Genomic DNA, 19065 nt, shown 5'->3' with positions numbered 1-19065 from the left:
GCTGCCTCGTGATAACATAAACTAAAAACAACTAACTACAACTTCACTATTTTGTGCGTAATGGTAGTTTCTCCATTCTTTATTCTTACATAGTACATTCCTGCAGGTAGTGCTTTTACAGAAAGTTCTGTGGTTCTATTGACCAGTCTTTCAGTTTCAACTAATACACCACCCGAATTGTATAGTTCCATCACCGCACCTGTGTTCAGGGCCCCTAACTGAATAGTGAGTCTTTCACTTACAGGATTTGGATATACAATGATTAAGGAAGCATTGCCATTGGTTTGTGTTTCCTCATTAGCCTGGCGGGCTCCTGCACCCGTGCAGCAACCTAAATAATCACCATGATTTAAATGATTCTGCACATCATCTTTCGAAATACAAATGGTTTTTGCATTATGACAGATCATCACTTTGGTATTATTGTTACCACATCGTACATCGAGCGTTTTCATTACTATTGAAGCAGTAGTGGTACAACCCTTACTGTCTGTAACAGTTACCGTATAGGTTCCTGCCGCGCTCACGCTAACAGATGCTGTGGTGTCTCCTGTATTCCACAAATACCTGTATGGTGTTGTACCTCCCTGAGAAGTGGCAGTAATAGTAAGAGAAGTTGGGCCATACCCAATATAAACGGTATTCTTCGCATCCACTGCCGGATTCATTGCATATACATCGGGAATGGTGGCGCTCAGCGCCGGATTTACCGTTACCCTTGTTGTGTTTGCGATGGCATTTCCATGAACATCGGTTACCGTCCATAAAATGGTCGATACGCCGGCATTATAGGCGCCGCTTGCATCGGTTCCTGTACCGCTCCGCGATGTAGCCCCGCTCACAGCATAGCTTACCGAAGCAACACCACAATTATCTGTTGCCGTTAAAGAAGGAACAGTGTATGTACCGCCATTGCTATAGCAGAAGAACTGATCCTGTGGCGCGGTTACAACGGGTGCCAGACTGTCAACAACCGTTACTTGTGCTGTTGCAGAATCTGAGTGTCCATCTGCATCGGTTCCTGTAAGCGTTACTGTAACAGGCGTACCAATATCAGCGCAACTGAAACCGGTTCTGTTAAGGCTTAATGTTAAGGCCCCTGAGTAGCTTACTGAACCGTTATTGACCTGCTGCGCAATAACCGATGCCGTTCCATCATTGCCTACCGCCACCTGTATGTTTTTGGTTATTATTGCTGGCAGCATGTACACATTCAATTGCCGGCTTACTGTTGGCGCAGCATTATAGGTACTATCTCCGGTTTGTGAAGCAGTAATGGTTGCAACACCTTTACCAACAATATGGATCAAACCATTTACTATTGTTGCCACGCTGTCGTTTGAGCTGCTATAGCTTATGGCCAGGCCTGATGAGGCTGTTGCGCCTGCATCGAAGTCGGCTACGCCAACATGCACTTCGGTTAAAGCAGGGAATGTTATTACCTGATTGCGCATAACAGTTATCTTCAAGGTATCTGTTGTTGTACCCAATGCATTCGTTGCAGCGACAGCTACAGGGAAAGTACCTGCAACAGCCGGTATGCCAGATATAACACCCGTTCCTATGTTTATCGATAATCCGGTGGGCAAACCGGTAGCCCCATAATGATACGCTGAATTGGTTGCGGTAACCTGGAAGTTGAACGACGAATCAACAATAGCCGAAGCTGTTTTCGCGCTGGTAATGGCCGGAACCGCAGTGGCCACACTTACCGTGTCGAACACGCCGCGGGCGAGAGCTGCCGTATTATGGCTCACCACTGCCAAACCAATGTATGCATTTGTTGCAAACGTGCTAATGGTTTGTGAGGCGACGCTCGTCCAACTGATACCATCTGCAGAACGGTACGCCGTCAACGTATCCTTCAAACGGACCAGTTTCAACCAATAGGGCGCTGTAATGCCTGAAGCATAGCTGGCAACACTGGAGCCATTGGTTGCAGAGCGCCGGATAAATTCTATTGTTGTAGGAGTTACATCCACATAGCCATGTCTTGAGCCTGTCGCCAACGACTCCCTGATCATTACGCCCGCTTTTGCAGCACCGCTGATCGTGGCAGTTGTTGCATAATTCTGTAAGCTGGCTATATGAGCCACAATGGCGCCATCACCGCTTAAAGACTGATAGGTATAATGGAAAGCATCGACAGTGGTCCAAACATCGGCGCCGGAACCATAAACAGTGATACCATTTGCATAACCGGCATTTCCCGTGAGCACTGTTGAACCTACATCACTGTGCGACCAGGTATTCACCACCGGCGCACTAATTGGAGTAGCCGTTGCCACCGCGCTGGCGGCACCTGTTCCTACCGAATTGGAAGCGTATATAATATATGAATAAGCTGTTCCATTCGTTACACTGGTATCACTATACGTAACACCGGCAAGCGTTGCAATCGTCGTTGTATCTGTTCCTGTTGTACGTTTCACCGTATAGCTGGTGGCGCCTGATGCTCCTGTCCAGCTTACATCAACCCGCTTATTCCAGCTGGTAGCAATGGGATAAGTTACTGCTGCGGGGGCCAGTAATACATTTACTTCATTGGAAGGAATGCTTTCAAACAAACCCGACCGGGCTGTTACAACATAGTAATACGGACCACCACCGGCCACCGTTGTATCGGTATACGAAGTGGCTGTAACGCCGCTGGCAATAACCGCATACCCGCTACCGCTTGTTGTTGAGCGCTTGATACTATAGCTGGCTGCGCCTGTAGATGCAGTCCATGTAAATTTTATATTCTTTGATCCCGCCGAATTCACCGTCAATCCTGTTGGCTGGGAAGGCGCTGTAGCATTCACAATGCCCAGAATTTCTGATGCACTCAACTGGCGGCTATAGATGCGGATGTCATCGAGGATACCAGTGAGATATGCATCACCGGAATATTGTGAACGGCCGAACCAGTTTTGCGTAGTGGTTCCCAGGCTCGATGGCTTCAATGTCATGGCGCTGTTGCGTCCCACTTCCACTCCATTCATATAAAGGATACCCACGTTGCCGCTCCAGGTTACTGCAAAATGCGTGTATATACCGGTGCTGATCGGCGTGTTACTGGTAATGCCCTGCTCCTTTGAACCGCCACCTGTTGTGATGGCATATCTCAAATAACCGGTGCTGTTTCTTCCAAGGAACATATAGGCAGTGGTGCCGGTTCCAAAATCAAACATTCTGGCCCAGTTGGCGGCTACATCCATTTTCACCCAGCCTGATATAGTAAAATCATTGAGCGAAGTGAAAGCCCCGGAGGGAAGGGATGCATATCCACTGGTTGTTCCATCGAGCCTGATGCCCTGTTTAATGGCGCCGGTTACGCGGGTAACACCCGAATTAAGCGTTGCCTTGCGGCTGCCCCAGAGATCATTGGCTGTTGTAGCGCTGCTGTCATTGAAATCCCAATAGCTGTATGCGCCCGTTGTTACAACCGGTGTTACCACCGCGCTGTTTCCAAATTCACCCGTTGAATCGTAAGCCGCCAATACATAATAGTAAGTGGTGCCGGCTGTAATTGTTGAATCAACATAGAAGGTGTTGCTCGTGTTTGCAAGCGTAGTGAACGGACCTGCAGCTGCAGTGCCACGCTTTACCTTGTAACCAAGATTCAACACCTGGTTCCATTCGATGGTATTCTTTCCGGTACCAGCTATGGCCGTTACCCCGTCAACAACAGTGTTGCGCACTAAAAGATTCAATGTCGCCGTAGCGGTGCTGGTATCATTGGAGGCTGTTAATGTCACTGCAAACGAACCTGCCACAGTAGCTGTACCTGTTATAACACCCGTGGAAGTATTCACCGTTAAACCTGCGGGTAAACCGGTGGCATTAAAGCTGGTGGGCGATTTAATGGCCGTGATGGTGTAGGTGTATGATCTGCCAAGCAAGGTAGTGTCGGCAGTCTTACTGCTGATAGTGACCGGTAATACACGCTCATCCAGCAACACCACGTCATTGCCATCTCCGCCTCTATAAGTAATACGGAAATTATAACCTTTCACGGTTACCAGGGCCAGTTCGGGTAAATTGTTGAAAGTACCCGTTATACCGCTTCCAGCGGTACTGCTGCTGTTGTCGATGATAACCAGGTTGGTTCCCGATGCCAAAGCGCCGGAATCAATTCCTGTTATTGCCAGTTTGGGATTGTTTAGCGTTACGCCGTTCGCGCTCACCTTATCTGATGTATCATTCAGGATACTCAGTTCTGCTTTTAAAGTGGCATCAGTGTACATCGTTAAGGCCGACGTTGTAGTGAACGTGCCGATACCATCGCTGCCCGGCTCCAGGGAAGCACCTGTTCCGGAACCCGTTCCAACCTTTACAGCAGCCTGTGTTCTGCCGGTTCCGCCAAAAGCGCCGCCCTGCACAACAACTGCACTGGCGAAGGTGCCGGTGCTGGTATTATTATTCAATAACAACCTTCCATTTTTTACGGTAGTTGTTCCGCCATAGGTATGGTTGCCTGTGAAATTAAGCGTTCCCGTACCTACTTTAACAACGTCGAAATAATTGTTCAATGTACCGCCAAACCAGGTGTCGGTATTTAAAGCGCCGATACTGATGGTTGGCTTGCCGCCGCCATCATTGCGGAAATAGCCACGACCGGTGAGGCCGCCAAAATTAAGCGTGCCGGAAGTGAAGCCTATGCCAATACAATCGATACCATTGGCATCGAGGTTCCAAAGCGCATTCGCGCTGCCCGATTCAGGCACCATGAAGCGAACGCGGTTCCTTCCGCTGCGCAATGCTGCCACAAATGTTCCGGTAAAACCGCTGTTATCGCCATACAGGTTCACACCCGGATAGTCGTTACCATCTTCCCAGAAAGTGCCGCTTCCGGTAATGCGGCCGTAAAGGGTGATCGAATTCGTGGTTTGCAGCAAATAACTTTTCGCATTTGCGGCCACTTCAATATCGTTGTATATCGTTGCCGCGCTGTCACCGGAGTATATAGTGCCGCCGTTCATGATGATCTTTCCGGTTCCCAACGGACCATATGTGGGCGTACCCGATGTTCCGGCTCCGGTTCCGGCAATAGCAATGGCCCCGGTAAGCGTAGTGTTACCTGAGTAAGTATTCTTACCAGTCAATTGCAGAACACCGCTTCCGCTCTTCAGCAAACCGCCTGCACCACTTACCACACCTGTCATATTGATGCCCGACACGGCGCTTACCGTTACCTGGCTGTCTATTGTAACAGGCATGCTTATGGCTTGCGTGTAAGCCGAATTATTGACGAGGTCGGTTTTCAGTTTAATAGGGTTACCGCTGATCGTGTAATCGCTCGCGGTAGTATCGAACAGCAACCTCGAAACCTGCAGCCCCGTAAGGTCGTTTGTTATAGTGCTGTCTGCAGTGCTTTTGAAAGTAAGCAGGGCCGGGCTGGCAGGCGCCGTGCCTTCCACCCAGTTGGAGCCGTTGCTCCAATTCTCAGATACCGGTGTGGCGCTCCAGGTAGAAGTATTGGAACCGGGCACACCGAATGATTCTATGGAGTTCGCACTTTCCAATGTATTACCCATAGATGAAACAACGTAATAATATCCTGTACCGTTGGTAACGTTCAAATCAGAATAACTGTTTGCAGCAACCTGTGCGATGACGGTGTAAGGTCCGCCGGAAACAAGCGAACGTTTTATTTTATAGGTAGCGGCGCCATGTGCTGTATCCCATGCCAGATCTATCTGCCCGTTTTTGTTTGTCACTACAGGTTTGCCGGGAACAGCCGGTGGCACTGCAGCAAAAACTTCATTAGATATAGCACTCTCTTTATTGCCGGTAAGCGCTGTCACCACATAGTAATTATTTACCTCGGGAACAGGTGTGGCATCAATAAAGTTGGTGGCGGTAACACCTGTTTGTATGGTTGTATAGGGCCCGCCTGAAGCCTGGGATCGCTTCACCGAATAGGTGGTTGCATTAGCAGACGCCGACCAGGTAAGTTTGATTTGAGTACTGTTCACTACCGACGCGGCCAGTGAAGCTGGCGCAGGCGGGGCAACACTATTAATCACGTTCAGTATTAAAGTGGCGGTTCCTGTACCGGTGGCATTCGTTGCACTGATGGTTACTTCACTTTGTCCTATTGCCGTGGGTGTTCCTGAAATAACACCAGTGGCAGCATCGATGCTCAAACCCGAAGGAAGCCCGCCGGCACTATAGGTAGTGGGGCCTCCGCTTGCAGTGATCGTATAATTAAATGGAGAACCAACGGTAGCCGTAGCCGAAGTAACACTGCTGATTTCAGGAGAACCCGCCGGAGCAGCCTGGCTGAAACCTACATTGGTAAAAACGGCCGTATTGAGTGCCGAAGTATTGTTTGACAGCGTGTAAAAGCCATAATACAGATCGTTAGCATAACCTGCAGGGGAATACCAACAACTAAGACCGGTCCAGTTAACACCATCAGGTGAATGATAGGTAAATATGCGGTTGCCTACCCGCTCGATCTTAAGCCACCACGGAGCTTTCGGCTGCCCATGCCTCCCAATACCACCCGTGGCTGCGAGGTAAATGTCATAAAAAGTGGAGCCGGGCGCCAGTGACTGGCGGATCATCACACCGCAACCCGACGAATTGAGCGACATGCTGTTCACTTTTACCACAAGGCCGGCATCACCACTCATCTTCTTAAAAGTAAAATTAAATGCACTGCTTGTTGAATTGCCCGCTGCGTTTACGGTCCACACGCCGTTGTTATAAGAAGCACTACCGGCAATACCAGGATTGCCAATATCAACATTGGTAAGATTAGTTACCGGCTGCACATGCTCTGCCGGATAATAAACCGGGGCAAGAACTGTTGCGGTAGAAGTATCGGAAGATTTCAGATATAAAAAATCGCCTCCGGCAGGAGAATAATAGCTGGTGCCCGGCTGCATTAATGCTGTCCGCATCATATCGTTATAAGGTGTAGCAATACCTTTGCGCAGCTTATAGGCTCCGTTCAAAATGTTAGTATAGTCGCCCTGCTTGTACCCTGTTGGAATTCCCCAGCTGGTCCAGAAAGAAGCATATCCACCCATGGGAATAAACGTCATTGTATCTCCTGCAAATGAATATTTGTTATACAACTCGCCAATAGCCAAAACACGTTTATCCAGTTCTTCATACATGTCTATACCCTGCTTGAAAGCTACCTCAGCGCCCCAAACCAGGGCTGCCGCCTGTACCCGCCAATGGTCATCGCGCCCGGCATCACCTACTTCACCGTTTGTGAGTGAATTGCGCATGCCACCGCCTGCATCCATGCGGTACACATCAATGGCCTCTTTGAATTTAGTAGCATCATCCAGGAAAGCTGCTGCAGCCAGCGCTATTTTCAACTGAAGGGCGCCTTTGTTGGCATCGCGTAGCGGATAAGGCACAAAGGCGGTAGGATAGAGTACATTGGCAAAATAATTCTTAACATGAAGGGTATTCGAATCTGTCCATCCGGGAAACGTGCCCCGCAAAATATCGGCGCCTGTGGCCCAGCATTGGGCATAGTCGCCAATATCGAGCATGGATTCATTACCACCCCAAACCGTATTGGTCACCGCCCAGGCATCCAGCAGGTCGGTCGCCCTGCGGGCATAAGCCGAGTCGCCTGTAAATATCCACATAAAGGCCAGGTGATGAACCGCGATCATATCATTGATCCAAACTGTGTTATACAAATTCGGAGCACGGCTCACCGAAACCTGGGGGTTTCCCGTGTATGAAAGTTTAGAGCGGTAGTCCCCTGCAAAGGCATTGTAAGCCGATAGCCAGGGCTCTTTGGTAATATTTGCTTTGAGCTGGTCAAGGTCATACTTCGTAAACGGTATGCCGGGATGCACAAAGCGTTGTGCCATGGCAGCTGTACCAGTCAACATGGTAATAACTGTTATCCATAGACAGTTCCGGATTTTAGTCTTCTTTAAGAGACAATGAAAAGGAAATCTCATAGACATAACAATCGTTTTGGTTTTAATTTTTGTATCAATGCACTTATTCGGTGCTATTTATGAATCTTCCATACGGTAAATGACCAGGGCGGCAATGTATCTTCCAGCACATTGGCAACCGGCATTGCAGTAACTATTACAGGAAGCGCCTTGTCGTTTGGCAAACCCTGTATTACTGATTTATTGGCTTTGGCGCCTGCCGTTATATTTCCCAGGTCGAGTTTCACCGTGGTGGCAACGGGCAACAGGTTAACCAGCTTTACAACCACGGCGCCATCGGTTGTATCGCGTACAACCGAAATACCCAACCGCTTGCTTACTGCCTCATCTTCATTCGACAGTTTTATGCCCGAAGGCAGGTATTCATTTCCGGAATTGTTTCCAAATAATTTCTGCACTTCATAGTTCACAGTTGGCTTTACTTCAGTGTTGTTGAAATAAATCAGGTCGGGGTTCCATTGGGTGTGTTTTTCTTTTGCAAGCAGCGGTGCATAGGAAGTCATACGAACTATATCGCCATTGCGTTCGATATTGGTCAGGTACAGCGCTTCGGCAAGGGCATTGTATAATGTATTACCTCGGGAAGCATATTCACCCAGGTATACTTTTGGTTTATTGCGATCATAATTATCATAAAAATGCTGGTTGTTGATAAACCAACCCGGGCTATTGTAATAATGCTCATCTACCAGAGGAACTTTCAGTTTGCCGGCCAACGCCCATCCTTGTTCGTAATCAGTTCCTTCATAATTTGGCCCCACAGTTCCGATCACGGTTATTTCAGGATGCTTTTGCTGAAGGGCTTTATAGATCATGGTGAAACGCTCTTCAAAAACATCTGTGATAAGATCTTCATTGCCGATGCCGATGTATTTAAGGTTGAACGGCGCCGGATGGCCTGCTTCGGCCCTCAGCCTGCCCCATTTAGAATGTACGGTCCCGTTAGCCCATTCAATCAGGTCAAGGATATCCTGCACATATTCGTCCATTTCGTTCATGGGTATGCCCCCCTGCTGGCCATTGGCCCCGGTAAGCAGGCCTGAGTTCTGGCAGGGAACGCCCGCAGCGATCACAGGCAAAGGCGCTGCACCTATATCTTCGCAATACTGGAAATATTCAAAGTATCCAAGGCCGGCGCTTTGATGGTAGCGCCATATGTTGGGTTGCGGTTTTCGGGTTTCGATGGCGCCGATGGTGTTTTTCCATCGATAAATATTTCCCAGGCCATCACCGTGCGTTACACAACCACCCGGAAAACGAATGAACCGGGGGTGAATGGCAGCAATGGTTTCTGCCAGATCGGCCCGCATGCCATTTTTCCTGTTTTTGAAAGTCTTTTTAGGAAATAACGAAACCACGTCGAGCATCAGTCGACCGGTAAACAATGGTTGCACCTGCAGCTGTGCATCTTTTGCATCAGCACCGGCAATCAGTATGGTGGAGTATTTTTGCCACTTCGGCGAACCGGTACCGCTTGTGAGCGGTACCGTTGCCTGTGCCAGTATACTACCATCCTGCGCTACCAGTTTTACAAGCAGGCTTCGGTTTTTGCCATCACTGTTTTTTGCAAAAAGCGAAAACTCGTAGGCATCACCTTTTTTCAGGGGAATGCCATCATAACCGCTGTTGATTAATGAACCGCCGGTTTGTTCTGCATTCAGCACTGCGTAATGCAGGTTGTTGGGATGAAGCGGCTCTATGCTGTCGATAGTAAAGCTGAGGTATTGGCCGGTGGTTGTCCAGGAGTGCCTGCTGTTCCAGCTACTGTCGCGGTATAACCTGTCGCGGGGTTCGTATTCAAAATCACGGTTCTGCAGCAATTCCGCATACAGGCCTCCGTCGGCCGCATAGTTGATGTCTTCAAAGAAAACACCTATAAGAAGGTCGGATATGGGTTTGGGGGTTTCAGGTTTCAGCGTAATGGTTGCCGTAAGTTGTTTTAATCCTGAAAACCGTATGCTGTCGTATAAGGATGATGATTCTTTGGCCTGGTTGTTTTTGTACTGCCTCAGTTGATATGCTTCGGTTAGTTTGTCAACAACCTGCCAGGCAACCTTTAACATGTTGCCAGTTACGGCACCTGCGGCAGGCAGGTTTATCGTGATCCGGTCATCTTTATATTCTTCAGCAGGAATAGCTACAGCCGGATCAAATGCCTTAAAATCCCTGGTGTTTATTTTAAGATACTGGTTGCCCGAGATAAAGGCAATGGTATACTGCCGGCTACTTTTGTCGTAATGTACAACGGGCTGCCTGAAGCTTTGGCTTTGCTTCAGGAAAGGATAACTTTGCCTGCCCCAGGTCACCAGATTGGTTGAAGCTACATGCGCAAACTGATTCACCGTTTCATTGAGGCTCCAAACACATTGCCACTCTCCTGTGGCGTTCATAAACAGGTAAGGACTGTTCATATATTTCTGAGATCCATAGTCACATTTTACATAAACGTTTCCGTTGCCAACCAGATCCCAGTTTTTTCCATCAGCGCTCCACGCAAAACGCAATCCGCTACGTCCTTTATCATTAAGGGTGGCATAAGAAACCAGGTAAACTGAATCCGGCTCGTTTGCCAAAACGGCATAATCGATGCACCCTACCAGCAACAGCATCAAAAAACATATTCGTGTATTCCTCATTATTTATTCAGACTTTTTAAAAATGATATTCTCTGTATGATTGCCCACATAAATACAGGCGAGGTCGGCAGTCTTATACCAGCCTGGCTTCTCTTTCATACCGTCGTAATACAATCTGCCATTGACCAACAGGTTCTCGAACACAATATTTTTCACTTTACGATCGTCGTTATATCCATCCACTACTGAAGTAGAAGCATGTTTCCCATTGTAAACAACATTTTTAAACAATACATTCTCAACACCTCTGCCCGGTGAAGTGCAATACTTGGCATTGAAAAACACCCGCACATTAAACAACTGGCCCTTCCTGAAATCTTCAACCCTGATGTTCTCAAAACGAACATTCCTTACGAGGTTGTTGTCGCCTGCATCGATACTCATGCAGCCCTGGTAGTCGATCTGCGTCTCGTTGTGGTCGAGTATATCGATATTTATGTAGGTGAGATTTTGCAGCGTGTCTTTATTGGGCGTGCTGCCATGCGTGCCGATCAATATAGGATGCGCCACATCGGCCCACAGGGTAGCATTTTGCATGGTTACATTGTTGCAGCCGCCACTGAAACGGCCACGGGTACCGTACACGGTGGTGCAGTCGTCGGAGTTGCGGTTGAAAACACCATCCAGCAACACATTGCTGCTGGAAACTACATTCATACCATCGCCCCATCTGTAAGCTGAAATGGCTTTTACATTTTTTATCTTTATATCAGCGGATCCACCTGTAAAACACCTTGATGAGATCACTCCCTCCACTTCTATATTTTTTGATTTGTCAATGCTTATACCACCACTTTCAGAAGGATCAACGATGCCATAACCCAATAATCTGGAGTTACAAACGCTATCGAAAAGAATGCGGCCTTTAACAAAAGCCCCGCCCGCTACGAATACTGTTGTATTGGAAGGCACCCGCAACTGTCCGTTTGTCAATTCATGTAAACCCGGCCTGAACCAGATCACATTTTTAGCCAGGGTATCTGCGAATTCGTAAACGGGGTTGGCAAAAAGATGCAGGTTGTGAAAAATATCGCCGTTCACCTCAACCGACAGGTTGCAGGGCTTATCAAGGGTAAAATAAAGCGTATTGCCTTCGAGCTCTGGTTTAATGTCATACGACAATGGCCTTATACGGGCAGTTTGCAGAGTACCTTCATTCAGATGTACTGCAACTTCAACTTTACCGGCAGCGCTGAAATAAGCCAGTGAAGCATTTTCTTCACTTTTCTGCAGGTTTTCCATTTTAGCCACCTGTACATTATAAGCTGTCACGCGCTGCCACTGCTGTTGTCCGGCCAGCCTAACCTGTACCATAAATCGATTATTCAGTGCAACACCTGCCGGTGCATCAAAAACATGTAACTGCCCCATAACCCCAAAAGGGAAAAGCAGGCCTATAACATACAACATCATGCATACAATATTTCCAATCATCCGATTTTCATTCCTGTTTTTTGTGTCCATACCTATATTTTAAATGCTTTTTAAAGTGCTGAAATGATGTTGCTATCTTCATTTATCCGGTGCAGTTAGCGAATCGTACGAAAGTCCCCAATGCTGAGCCAGTTTGGTAGCCTCCTCTTTCGTAAGGTGAATAATGGCGCCGTGTTTGGGAGAAGTAAAATTGGTGGTCTTCATCACGCCTTCATTGAAATGGCCCAAATCAGTGAAGTTTACAAAATCGCTGGTTTCGCTGAAGCCAAAATTGTGTGGTGTAACCCCATATACATCGTACATCAGCACCCATTTGTTTTCACCAATACGCTTCCATACATGGGGTGCTTCACAATATACTTTTTCAGGGTCGTACTTACGGGCATCAAACCGGTAATCACTATTGATCTTATCCGAAACAGCCTGCATGATACTTACCGGTCCATCGTGCGCAACATAAAACATCCGGTACTTATCTCCCACCTTTGTTATGTCGGCATCAATAGCGTTAACTTTTGGATTCGGATATTGGAACAGGAGCTGCGGCAGCGTTTCTATTTTATCGAAATCATCATTTACATATACATAGTATAGTTTGTTCCTCTCGTTTTTATAACGCATGGTAAAATAAATCATCAGCTTCCCTTTCTTTTCGTCGTATATGGTTTCGGGCGCCCACGCGCACCCTATATCGCTCAACGCTGCCGACAGGGTATCAAAGCGCACATTCGTGCGTTTCCAGTTGATCAGATCCCATGATTTCATCAAAACCAGGCCACGGTTATTGCCCCAGCCATACAGTTTACCATCACGCTCCCATTCCGTATCGCGAAGACCGTCTCTTTTTGCAAAAACATGCAGATCGGTCATCGCTAAATAAAAGCCTCCATCGGGACCGCGGAAAATATGAGGATCACGAATGCCTTTCTGCAGTGCGATGGTGTCGCCTGCTATAACCGGTTTTCCATTGTTCAAGGCAGTAAATTTGTAACCATCGGCACTTAAAGCCATATACAAACCATGCGTTTCATCTTTATGGAAAACCATCAGGTAAGCACTCATATCTTTTTCCTGCGGAACCGCATTTTCGTATCGGAACTGATTGAACCGGGCGCTTCCTTTCCCCGCTGAAAGCAGGCCTATGCGCAATGCATAAAATCCGCCGAATTTGTTATGGTTCATTTCGGAAACATCAAGGTTTTCTATCATTGAAATCCATGTTTTTCCATCTTTACTCGTGTATATATCAACGCTATTTCCCCGGTTTTGAAGCTTTACATAGAAGTGCTTTCCTATGGTATCAGGCGCGGTTAGGGAGTCATTTGCATTCTTATAAATAGTAAACCGGCTTCCGTTGCACACTATTCCGGCATAAGCTTTTTCGTTGTAATACAGCATCAATCCGGCAGTATTACCCTTACCTGAGGTTACCTCTACCTGTGTTTCATAATTCTTATCAGCAGCGGTGGTCAGCAAAAGGCGGGCATTGCCAGGCGTTGTTCCCTTTGCTTCAACAAAAAGGCTTTGTTGTTTGAAGATTAGCGCCTGTGGTGCAAACTCTTTCCAAAAGGTCCATAGAAGACCTAATGTATCTTTATTGAAGTCGTCGCTAAGTTCAGTACCATGCTTTATCGTTGTTGTTATTTTTACGGGTGCATTGGTGGCTTTGGTCCTGAACCAGTCATCGCTTGTAAACTCAACGGGCTCAATAAGTGTTTGGCGCCCCAGGGTATGATAGCCATTGGCATAGGCGTGATACACCATCCACCAGTTTCCGTTCACATCATCGATCAATGTAGCATGCCCTTTCGACCACCAGTTATCATTGGCACTATACGTGTGCGCAATGGGGTTATACGGCGAATTTTCCCAGGGTCCCAAAATGCTTTTTGAACGTGCGGCAACAGCCATGTGGCTGGTAGCCGGACCGGCAGTGCCTCCCTCTGCTGAAATCAGGTAATAATAACCATTATGGTAAGTCAGCTTTGGCGATTCGAGGCACATGCATTCGGTTACCCAGCTTTTAGGGTATACCCAGCCTTCATATACTTTTTTCTTTTGGCCGATGGTTGCCAGGCCATCTTCGGTCAATTGAATTACTTCGCCATCACTCACATACAGGTAGCGATTGCCTTTTTCGTCAACGCCATGTCCCGGATCAATACCTGCAACTTTCAGGTCGATGGGTTTGCTCCATGGCCCACGTATGTTATTAGCCCAAACCACCCAATTTGTACCGGCGGCCGGGTAATAGATGTAATATTTCCCCTTGTATTTCACCAGGTCGGGCGCCATCGCAGAACCTTTGTAATCCGTGATCACCCGGCAAACAGGTTCCCAGTTCATCAGGTTGTTCGAATGCCAGATTAAAAAACCGGGTGCGTAATAAAAGGGGGAATGCGTCATGTAATAATCTTCTCCCTCACGTATAATAGATGGATCGGGATAATCACCGCTCAAAATAGCTTTCGGAAATTCCTGCGGGTGACCTGATAGAGAACTCAGGGTTCGGGTTTGCGCCCAGGCGTGCATGCTGACCGGCAGTATTGCCACTAATGATAGTAAAAGGGGCCTGATTATTCTCATACAGCAATTGTTGAAAAATGAATTGAAGCGAGTTGAATCGTAATTGTTGAACGACCCAAAAATAGAGGGGGAAAAATACAGGGAGGGTGGTCTTTTAAACCAAAAAAGGGGGTATAAACGTTCAATTCCCCTATTCTGGTTTGCGAATGTTCTTATTGAGTTGCAAATTGTTATGAAACGGCTTTCTAAAGCGGCGAATGTATTCCGAGGGGTTCATGCCGAACAGTTGTGAAAAGTGTGTGCGGAAGTATTTGGTATCATAAAAGCCGCTTATGGCAGCAATTTCTGTTACGTTGTTTTCGGTATTTATCATCAGCTCTGCCGCCTTGCGCAAACGAATAAACCGGATAAACCCAACAATCGACTGGCCGGATACCGAGTTTACTTTCCGGTACAGGCTTGAACGGCTCATCCCCATTTCGGTAGTGAGTGTTTTAATAGAAAATGTTTCATCATCGAGGTGATCCTCTACTATGCGAATACATTTATCAAGGAATTCGCGGTATTCAACTGATACCTTGCCATCGCTTTTCTGTAACGTAATTTCATTATAAAAATGCTGCTGCAGGGAGTTACGCTTTTTCAGCAGGCTCACCGCCCTTGCTTTCAACAGTTCCTTTTCAAATGGCTTGGTAATATAATCGTCGGCCCCCGCCTCGATGCCCTTAAGCCGTGTTTCGGATGCGGTGCTGGCTGTTAGCAAAATAACAGGTATGTGCGATAAAGAAGGGTTTTCTTTTACCTGTTTGCACAACTCCATACCCCCCAGCTCATCCATCGCTATATCACTGATAATTAAATCAGGAAGGTATTGTTGTGCCAATGTAAGTCCCTCCCTTCCATTTATAGCCTGTAATACAGTAAACTCATTGCTGAATACTTTGCTTATGTAACTCCGCAGGTCGTCGTCATCGTCAACTATCAACAGAGCGGGCTTCTCTGTAACCAGGGCCAACAGCTCTTTGCCTTTATCAGGAGTAATAACCGCTTCTTCGGGTATTACTAATTCGGCTGTGGTATGCTCTTCAGCGGTTTGCTCCCCGGGATTGATTTCGTACCCGGCAAAGTGGGCTGTACCCTTTAATAAGGTAAGTGAAAAGGAGGTGCCCTCGTTTACCCTGCTTTCGTAGGTAACCTGCCCGTGATGAAGCGTGGTAAAATGCTTTACCAGGAATAAACCAACACCAAAGCCGGTTTTGCCTGCGGTGGAGCTATCTTTCACCTGGTAAAAACGATTGAACAATTTATCACCTGTGCCAGCGGGTATGCCGGCTCCATTGTCATTCACCTGTATGAGCACCTGAGTATCGGTTGCTGACAGTTTCAATAATACCAAACCGCCGGCAGGGGTAAACTTAATAGCATTAGATAGCAGATTAAAAACAATGATCTCCAGTTTCTCCCGGTCGGCGCACAGCTCCATTACTTCATTCGCACACTCAAAACGATAGTCGAGTTTTTTAATACGTGCCTGTTGCACAAAGCTGTAAAACACTTCTCTGCACAACTCTGTTACATTCAGCATGGTAAGGTGCAGCGTATCGGCTTCTGTTTCGGCTTTATGAAACAGCAGCAGTTGATCTACCAGGCTCAGCAGGCGACGGGCATTGCGAAATACCATGTGTAAGCTTTCCTTTTGCACGGTTTCTTTTTCCTGCTCTATCATTTCTTTTACGGGGTCAATAATTAATGTGAGCGGCGTGCGAAACTCGTGTGAAAGGTTGGTGAAAAAGGTGAGTCGCTTTTCATGTACTTCTTTTTCCTTTTGTGCATTCAGCTGCGCTTCTTTGGTTTGCAATTGAGCCTCTTTCACTTCGTAGTGAAGGCGGCTCTGCCGTGTTTTATAACTGATGAAAAGGTATATTGCCGCTATCAGGCATATACCATATAAAACATATGCCCACCAGCTGCGATACCAGGGTGGCAACACAGTAATGCGAATAGCAATTTGCTGTGGGTTCCATTCACCCTCGCCGTTTGTACTTTTTACCCGAAACACATAACTGCCTTCATCGAGGTGGGTATATGCGGCAGTGCGCATATTACCGGCATTGTTCCAGCTACGGTCCCACCCTTCCATATAATAGGCGTAGGTAATCTTGCCCGGTACACTGTATTCCAGTGCAGTAAATTTAAAAGAGAGCACAGCCTTGTTATAGGGCAGGGTAATTGCAGCAATATTATCGTTCGCAATCTGCTTTATATAGGCAGTGTCTTCCGTTACCGGTGTATTATTAATAACTATGTCTGTCAGCTGCAGCGGTGGCATAGAATGGTTTACCCATATGGCTTCGGGGTAAAACAGGTTCAGCCCTTTAATACCACCGAAAGCAAGCTGACCGTTGCGTAAGGCCAGAGCGCTGTTATAATGAAACTGGTTGCTTTGCAAACCATCTGCCTGGTAAAAGTTACGGCAGCTGCGTTTGTCTCTGTCGAACCGAACCAGTCCGTTAAATGTACTCAGCCATAAATGTCCGCTGCCATCTTCAAGTATGGTCAGCACCACATCACTGCTCAGACCTTCTGAGGTAGCGTAGCGTGCAATAACACGCTGACGCATCCTGTCAAACAATTGCAGGCCTCCGCCTTCGGTACCCAGCCACAGGTTACCCCGGCTATCTTCATAAATACTTCTTACTGCATAGCCTATGTTGTAAAAGGTATGTTTTTTCGTGACCCTGTCAATTTTTACCAGCTGGTTCAGGTTACCGCCCCATAATATACCATTGCCATCTTCATACAGCGTAAACAAATCAGACAGCGATGCATCAAACACCTCAAATTGATCGGTTGCAGCATTCAGGCGATACAATGCACCATACACACTATTCAGGCGCAGGGTAGATACCCAAAGCTGGTGGCTGCGATCTTCCAGCACGGCATAGGCTATCCTGTCTTCTGTATTGTTTGCCGGGTTCATCAAAGGATAATGATCTATCTTTTTCGTGGCGGGGGAATAACGGTTAATGCCCTGTCGAAAGGTAGCTATCCATATATGGTTTGTGTTATCGGCTTTGATCGCAGTGATAACAGCATTGTCTGAAAGTGAATACACATCGCCGGGGCGGTTGCGCAGAGTAGTAAAGCTGTTGCCTTTTCTGTTCCATATCGATACACCGCCACCATCGGTACCAATATACATGGTACCATCCCCGGCTTCGTATAGGGCAGATACCACCTTATCGGCCAGTGAATTGCTGTTGCCCGGTTCACTGGTGAGTATTTGAAAACGATCCTTGTGCGGATCCATCACCGCTGCGCCGCCGTTAGCAGTGCCTATCCATTTGCGCGACTGACGATCTATAAACAAAGTATGCAACCCCAATCTGCTGAATGATTGGTTGCCATCCTTTCTGTCGGGCAAAGCGGCTACCTGCTCTCCCGGCTTCCATGCCAGCAGGCGACCTAATAACGTACCCATCCAGTAACGGCCTGCTGAATCAATGGCAAAGGTAAGAATACTACCGGCATCGGGTAGTTGCAGCTGATAGTTGAACAATTCAGCTGGTGCGGGAATGGTTGGGTTGTAACTGTATAGCGATGTGCCGTTGGCAATTACCAGGTTGCTGCCCAGTGTTTCAAGCCAGGTTGCATCGGGCAGTGAAGCATTTACCAGTACCAGTTGTTTGGTGGCATAGTTATAGCGCGCCAGTCCGTGCTTTTGAACCAGCGCCCATAAATTACCTGCCGCATCTGCACGTACTGTTTTTACGGTGTAGCTGGTAATAATACCGTTTGCCTGAACCAGCGGCACGGGCTCAGCCTCCAAAGCACCCTGTGCACACAACAACAACCCCATACCCTCGGTGGCCAGGAAAATATTATTGCTGCGATCGACCCGCACTTCTTTTACCACAGCGTTCAGTGGCTGGCTTTTGTTGCCGTGCAGATAAACAGAACTGAATCTATCCAACAGTGGAGAAAGGCGGCTAACCCCCTGTCTTGTGGCAATCCAGATATTATGCAGGCTATCCTCTGTAATAGAAAGTATAATGTTATGCACCAGTGAATGTGCATCGTTAAGTTTGTGGCGGTATACTTTACAGTCGTAGCCATCGTAACGGTTAAGTCCGTCGAATGTACCCAGCCACATAAAACCGCTGTGATCCTGGAAAATACTGCGTACCGTGTTATTAGATAATCCCTGTTCATTATCGAGGAAAGCGAGCGGCGGCAAAGGCGTTGCCTGTACCAGGGCGGGTAATAATAAACATACCAGCACACTCACTACAGCAGCGGCTTTTCGTATCGGGATTCTCAGAAAATTTAACAGTGGCTGGTACATGGCAATAAGCAAAATCGTAAAGTATAGCGGCTTGTAAATTACAGGTTTTAAGTCATTTTTTTTACCTGATACAAGCGGTTCTGAACAAAACACGGGGGATGAACTGTTCACACCCGAGGTATTTGTTCCGCTAATACAAAAATATTACTGCGGGGAAGTTGGGTTGAGGGATTATTTGGCCAAATATGGGGGTATTATC

5 protein-coding genes are annotated in these 19065 nt (G+C 47.2%); all 5 read right to left on the bottom strand.

Annotated elements, in window-relative coordinates; genetic code table 11:
- Positions 1–35: 35 nt before the first annotated feature.
- Complete coding sequence (locus AC59IL_RS32345) at positions 36–7853, bottom strand: LamG-like jellyroll fold domain-containing protein (protein ID WP_496556391.1); 7818 nt, start codon at positions 7851–7853, stop codon at positions 36–38.
- A 125-nt stretch (positions 7854–7978) separates the two neighbouring features.
- Positions 7979–10561 (bottom strand): alpha-L-arabinofuranosidase family protein, encoded by a 2583-nt coding sequence (locus tag AC59IL_RS32340; RefSeq protein WP_496556390.1) that lies wholly within the window; start codon positions 10559–10561, stop codon positions 7979–7981.
- 3 nt (positions 10562–10564) lie between these two features.
- Complete coding sequence (locus AC59IL_RS32335) at positions 10565–12025, bottom strand: glycosyl hydrolase family 28 protein (protein WP_496556389.1); 1461 nt, start codon at positions 12023–12025, stop codon at positions 10565–10567.
- Positions 12026–12073: 48 nt separating this feature from the next.
- Positions 12074–14581, bottom strand: a complete 2508-nt coding sequence (locus AC59IL_RS32330; protein ID WP_496556388.1) for a family 43 glycosylhydrolase — start codon at positions 14579–14581, stop codon at positions 12074–12076.
- Positions 14582–14711: 130 nt separating this feature from the next.
- A complete protein-coding gene (locus AC59IL_RS32325) occupies positions 14712–18977 on the bottom strand; it encodes a hybrid sensor histidine kinase/response regulator transcription factor (RefSeq protein ID WP_496556387.1) in 4266 nt (1421 codons plus the stop codon).
- Positions 18978–19065: the final 88 nt, after the last annotated feature.

It is taken from the genome of Niastella sp. sgz303648, from assembly GCF_059587045.1.
Note: the sequence above shows the minus strand (reverse complement) of the source record. Positions and strands in the feature narration are given on the sequence as shown.

What these genes read in the sequence shown, in the direction of transcription:
- AC59IL_RS32345 (WP_496556391.1), bottom strand. Translation starts at nt 7,853, where the DNA reads ATGTTGACTGGTACAGCTGCCATGGCACAACGCTTTGTGCATCCCGGC.
- AC59IL_RS32340 (WP_496556390.1), bottom strand. Translation starts at nt 10,561, where the DNA reads ATGAGGAATACACGAATATGTTTTTTGATGCTGTTGCTGGTAGGGTGC.
- AC59IL_RS32335 (WP_496556389.1), bottom strand. Translation starts at nt 12,025, where the DNA reads ATGGACACAAAAAACAGGAATGAAAATCGGATGATTGGAAATATTGTA.
- AC59IL_RS32330 (WP_496556388.1), bottom strand. Translation starts at nt 14,581, where the DNA reads ATGAGAATAATCAGGCCCCTTTTACTATCATTAGTGGCAATACTGCCG.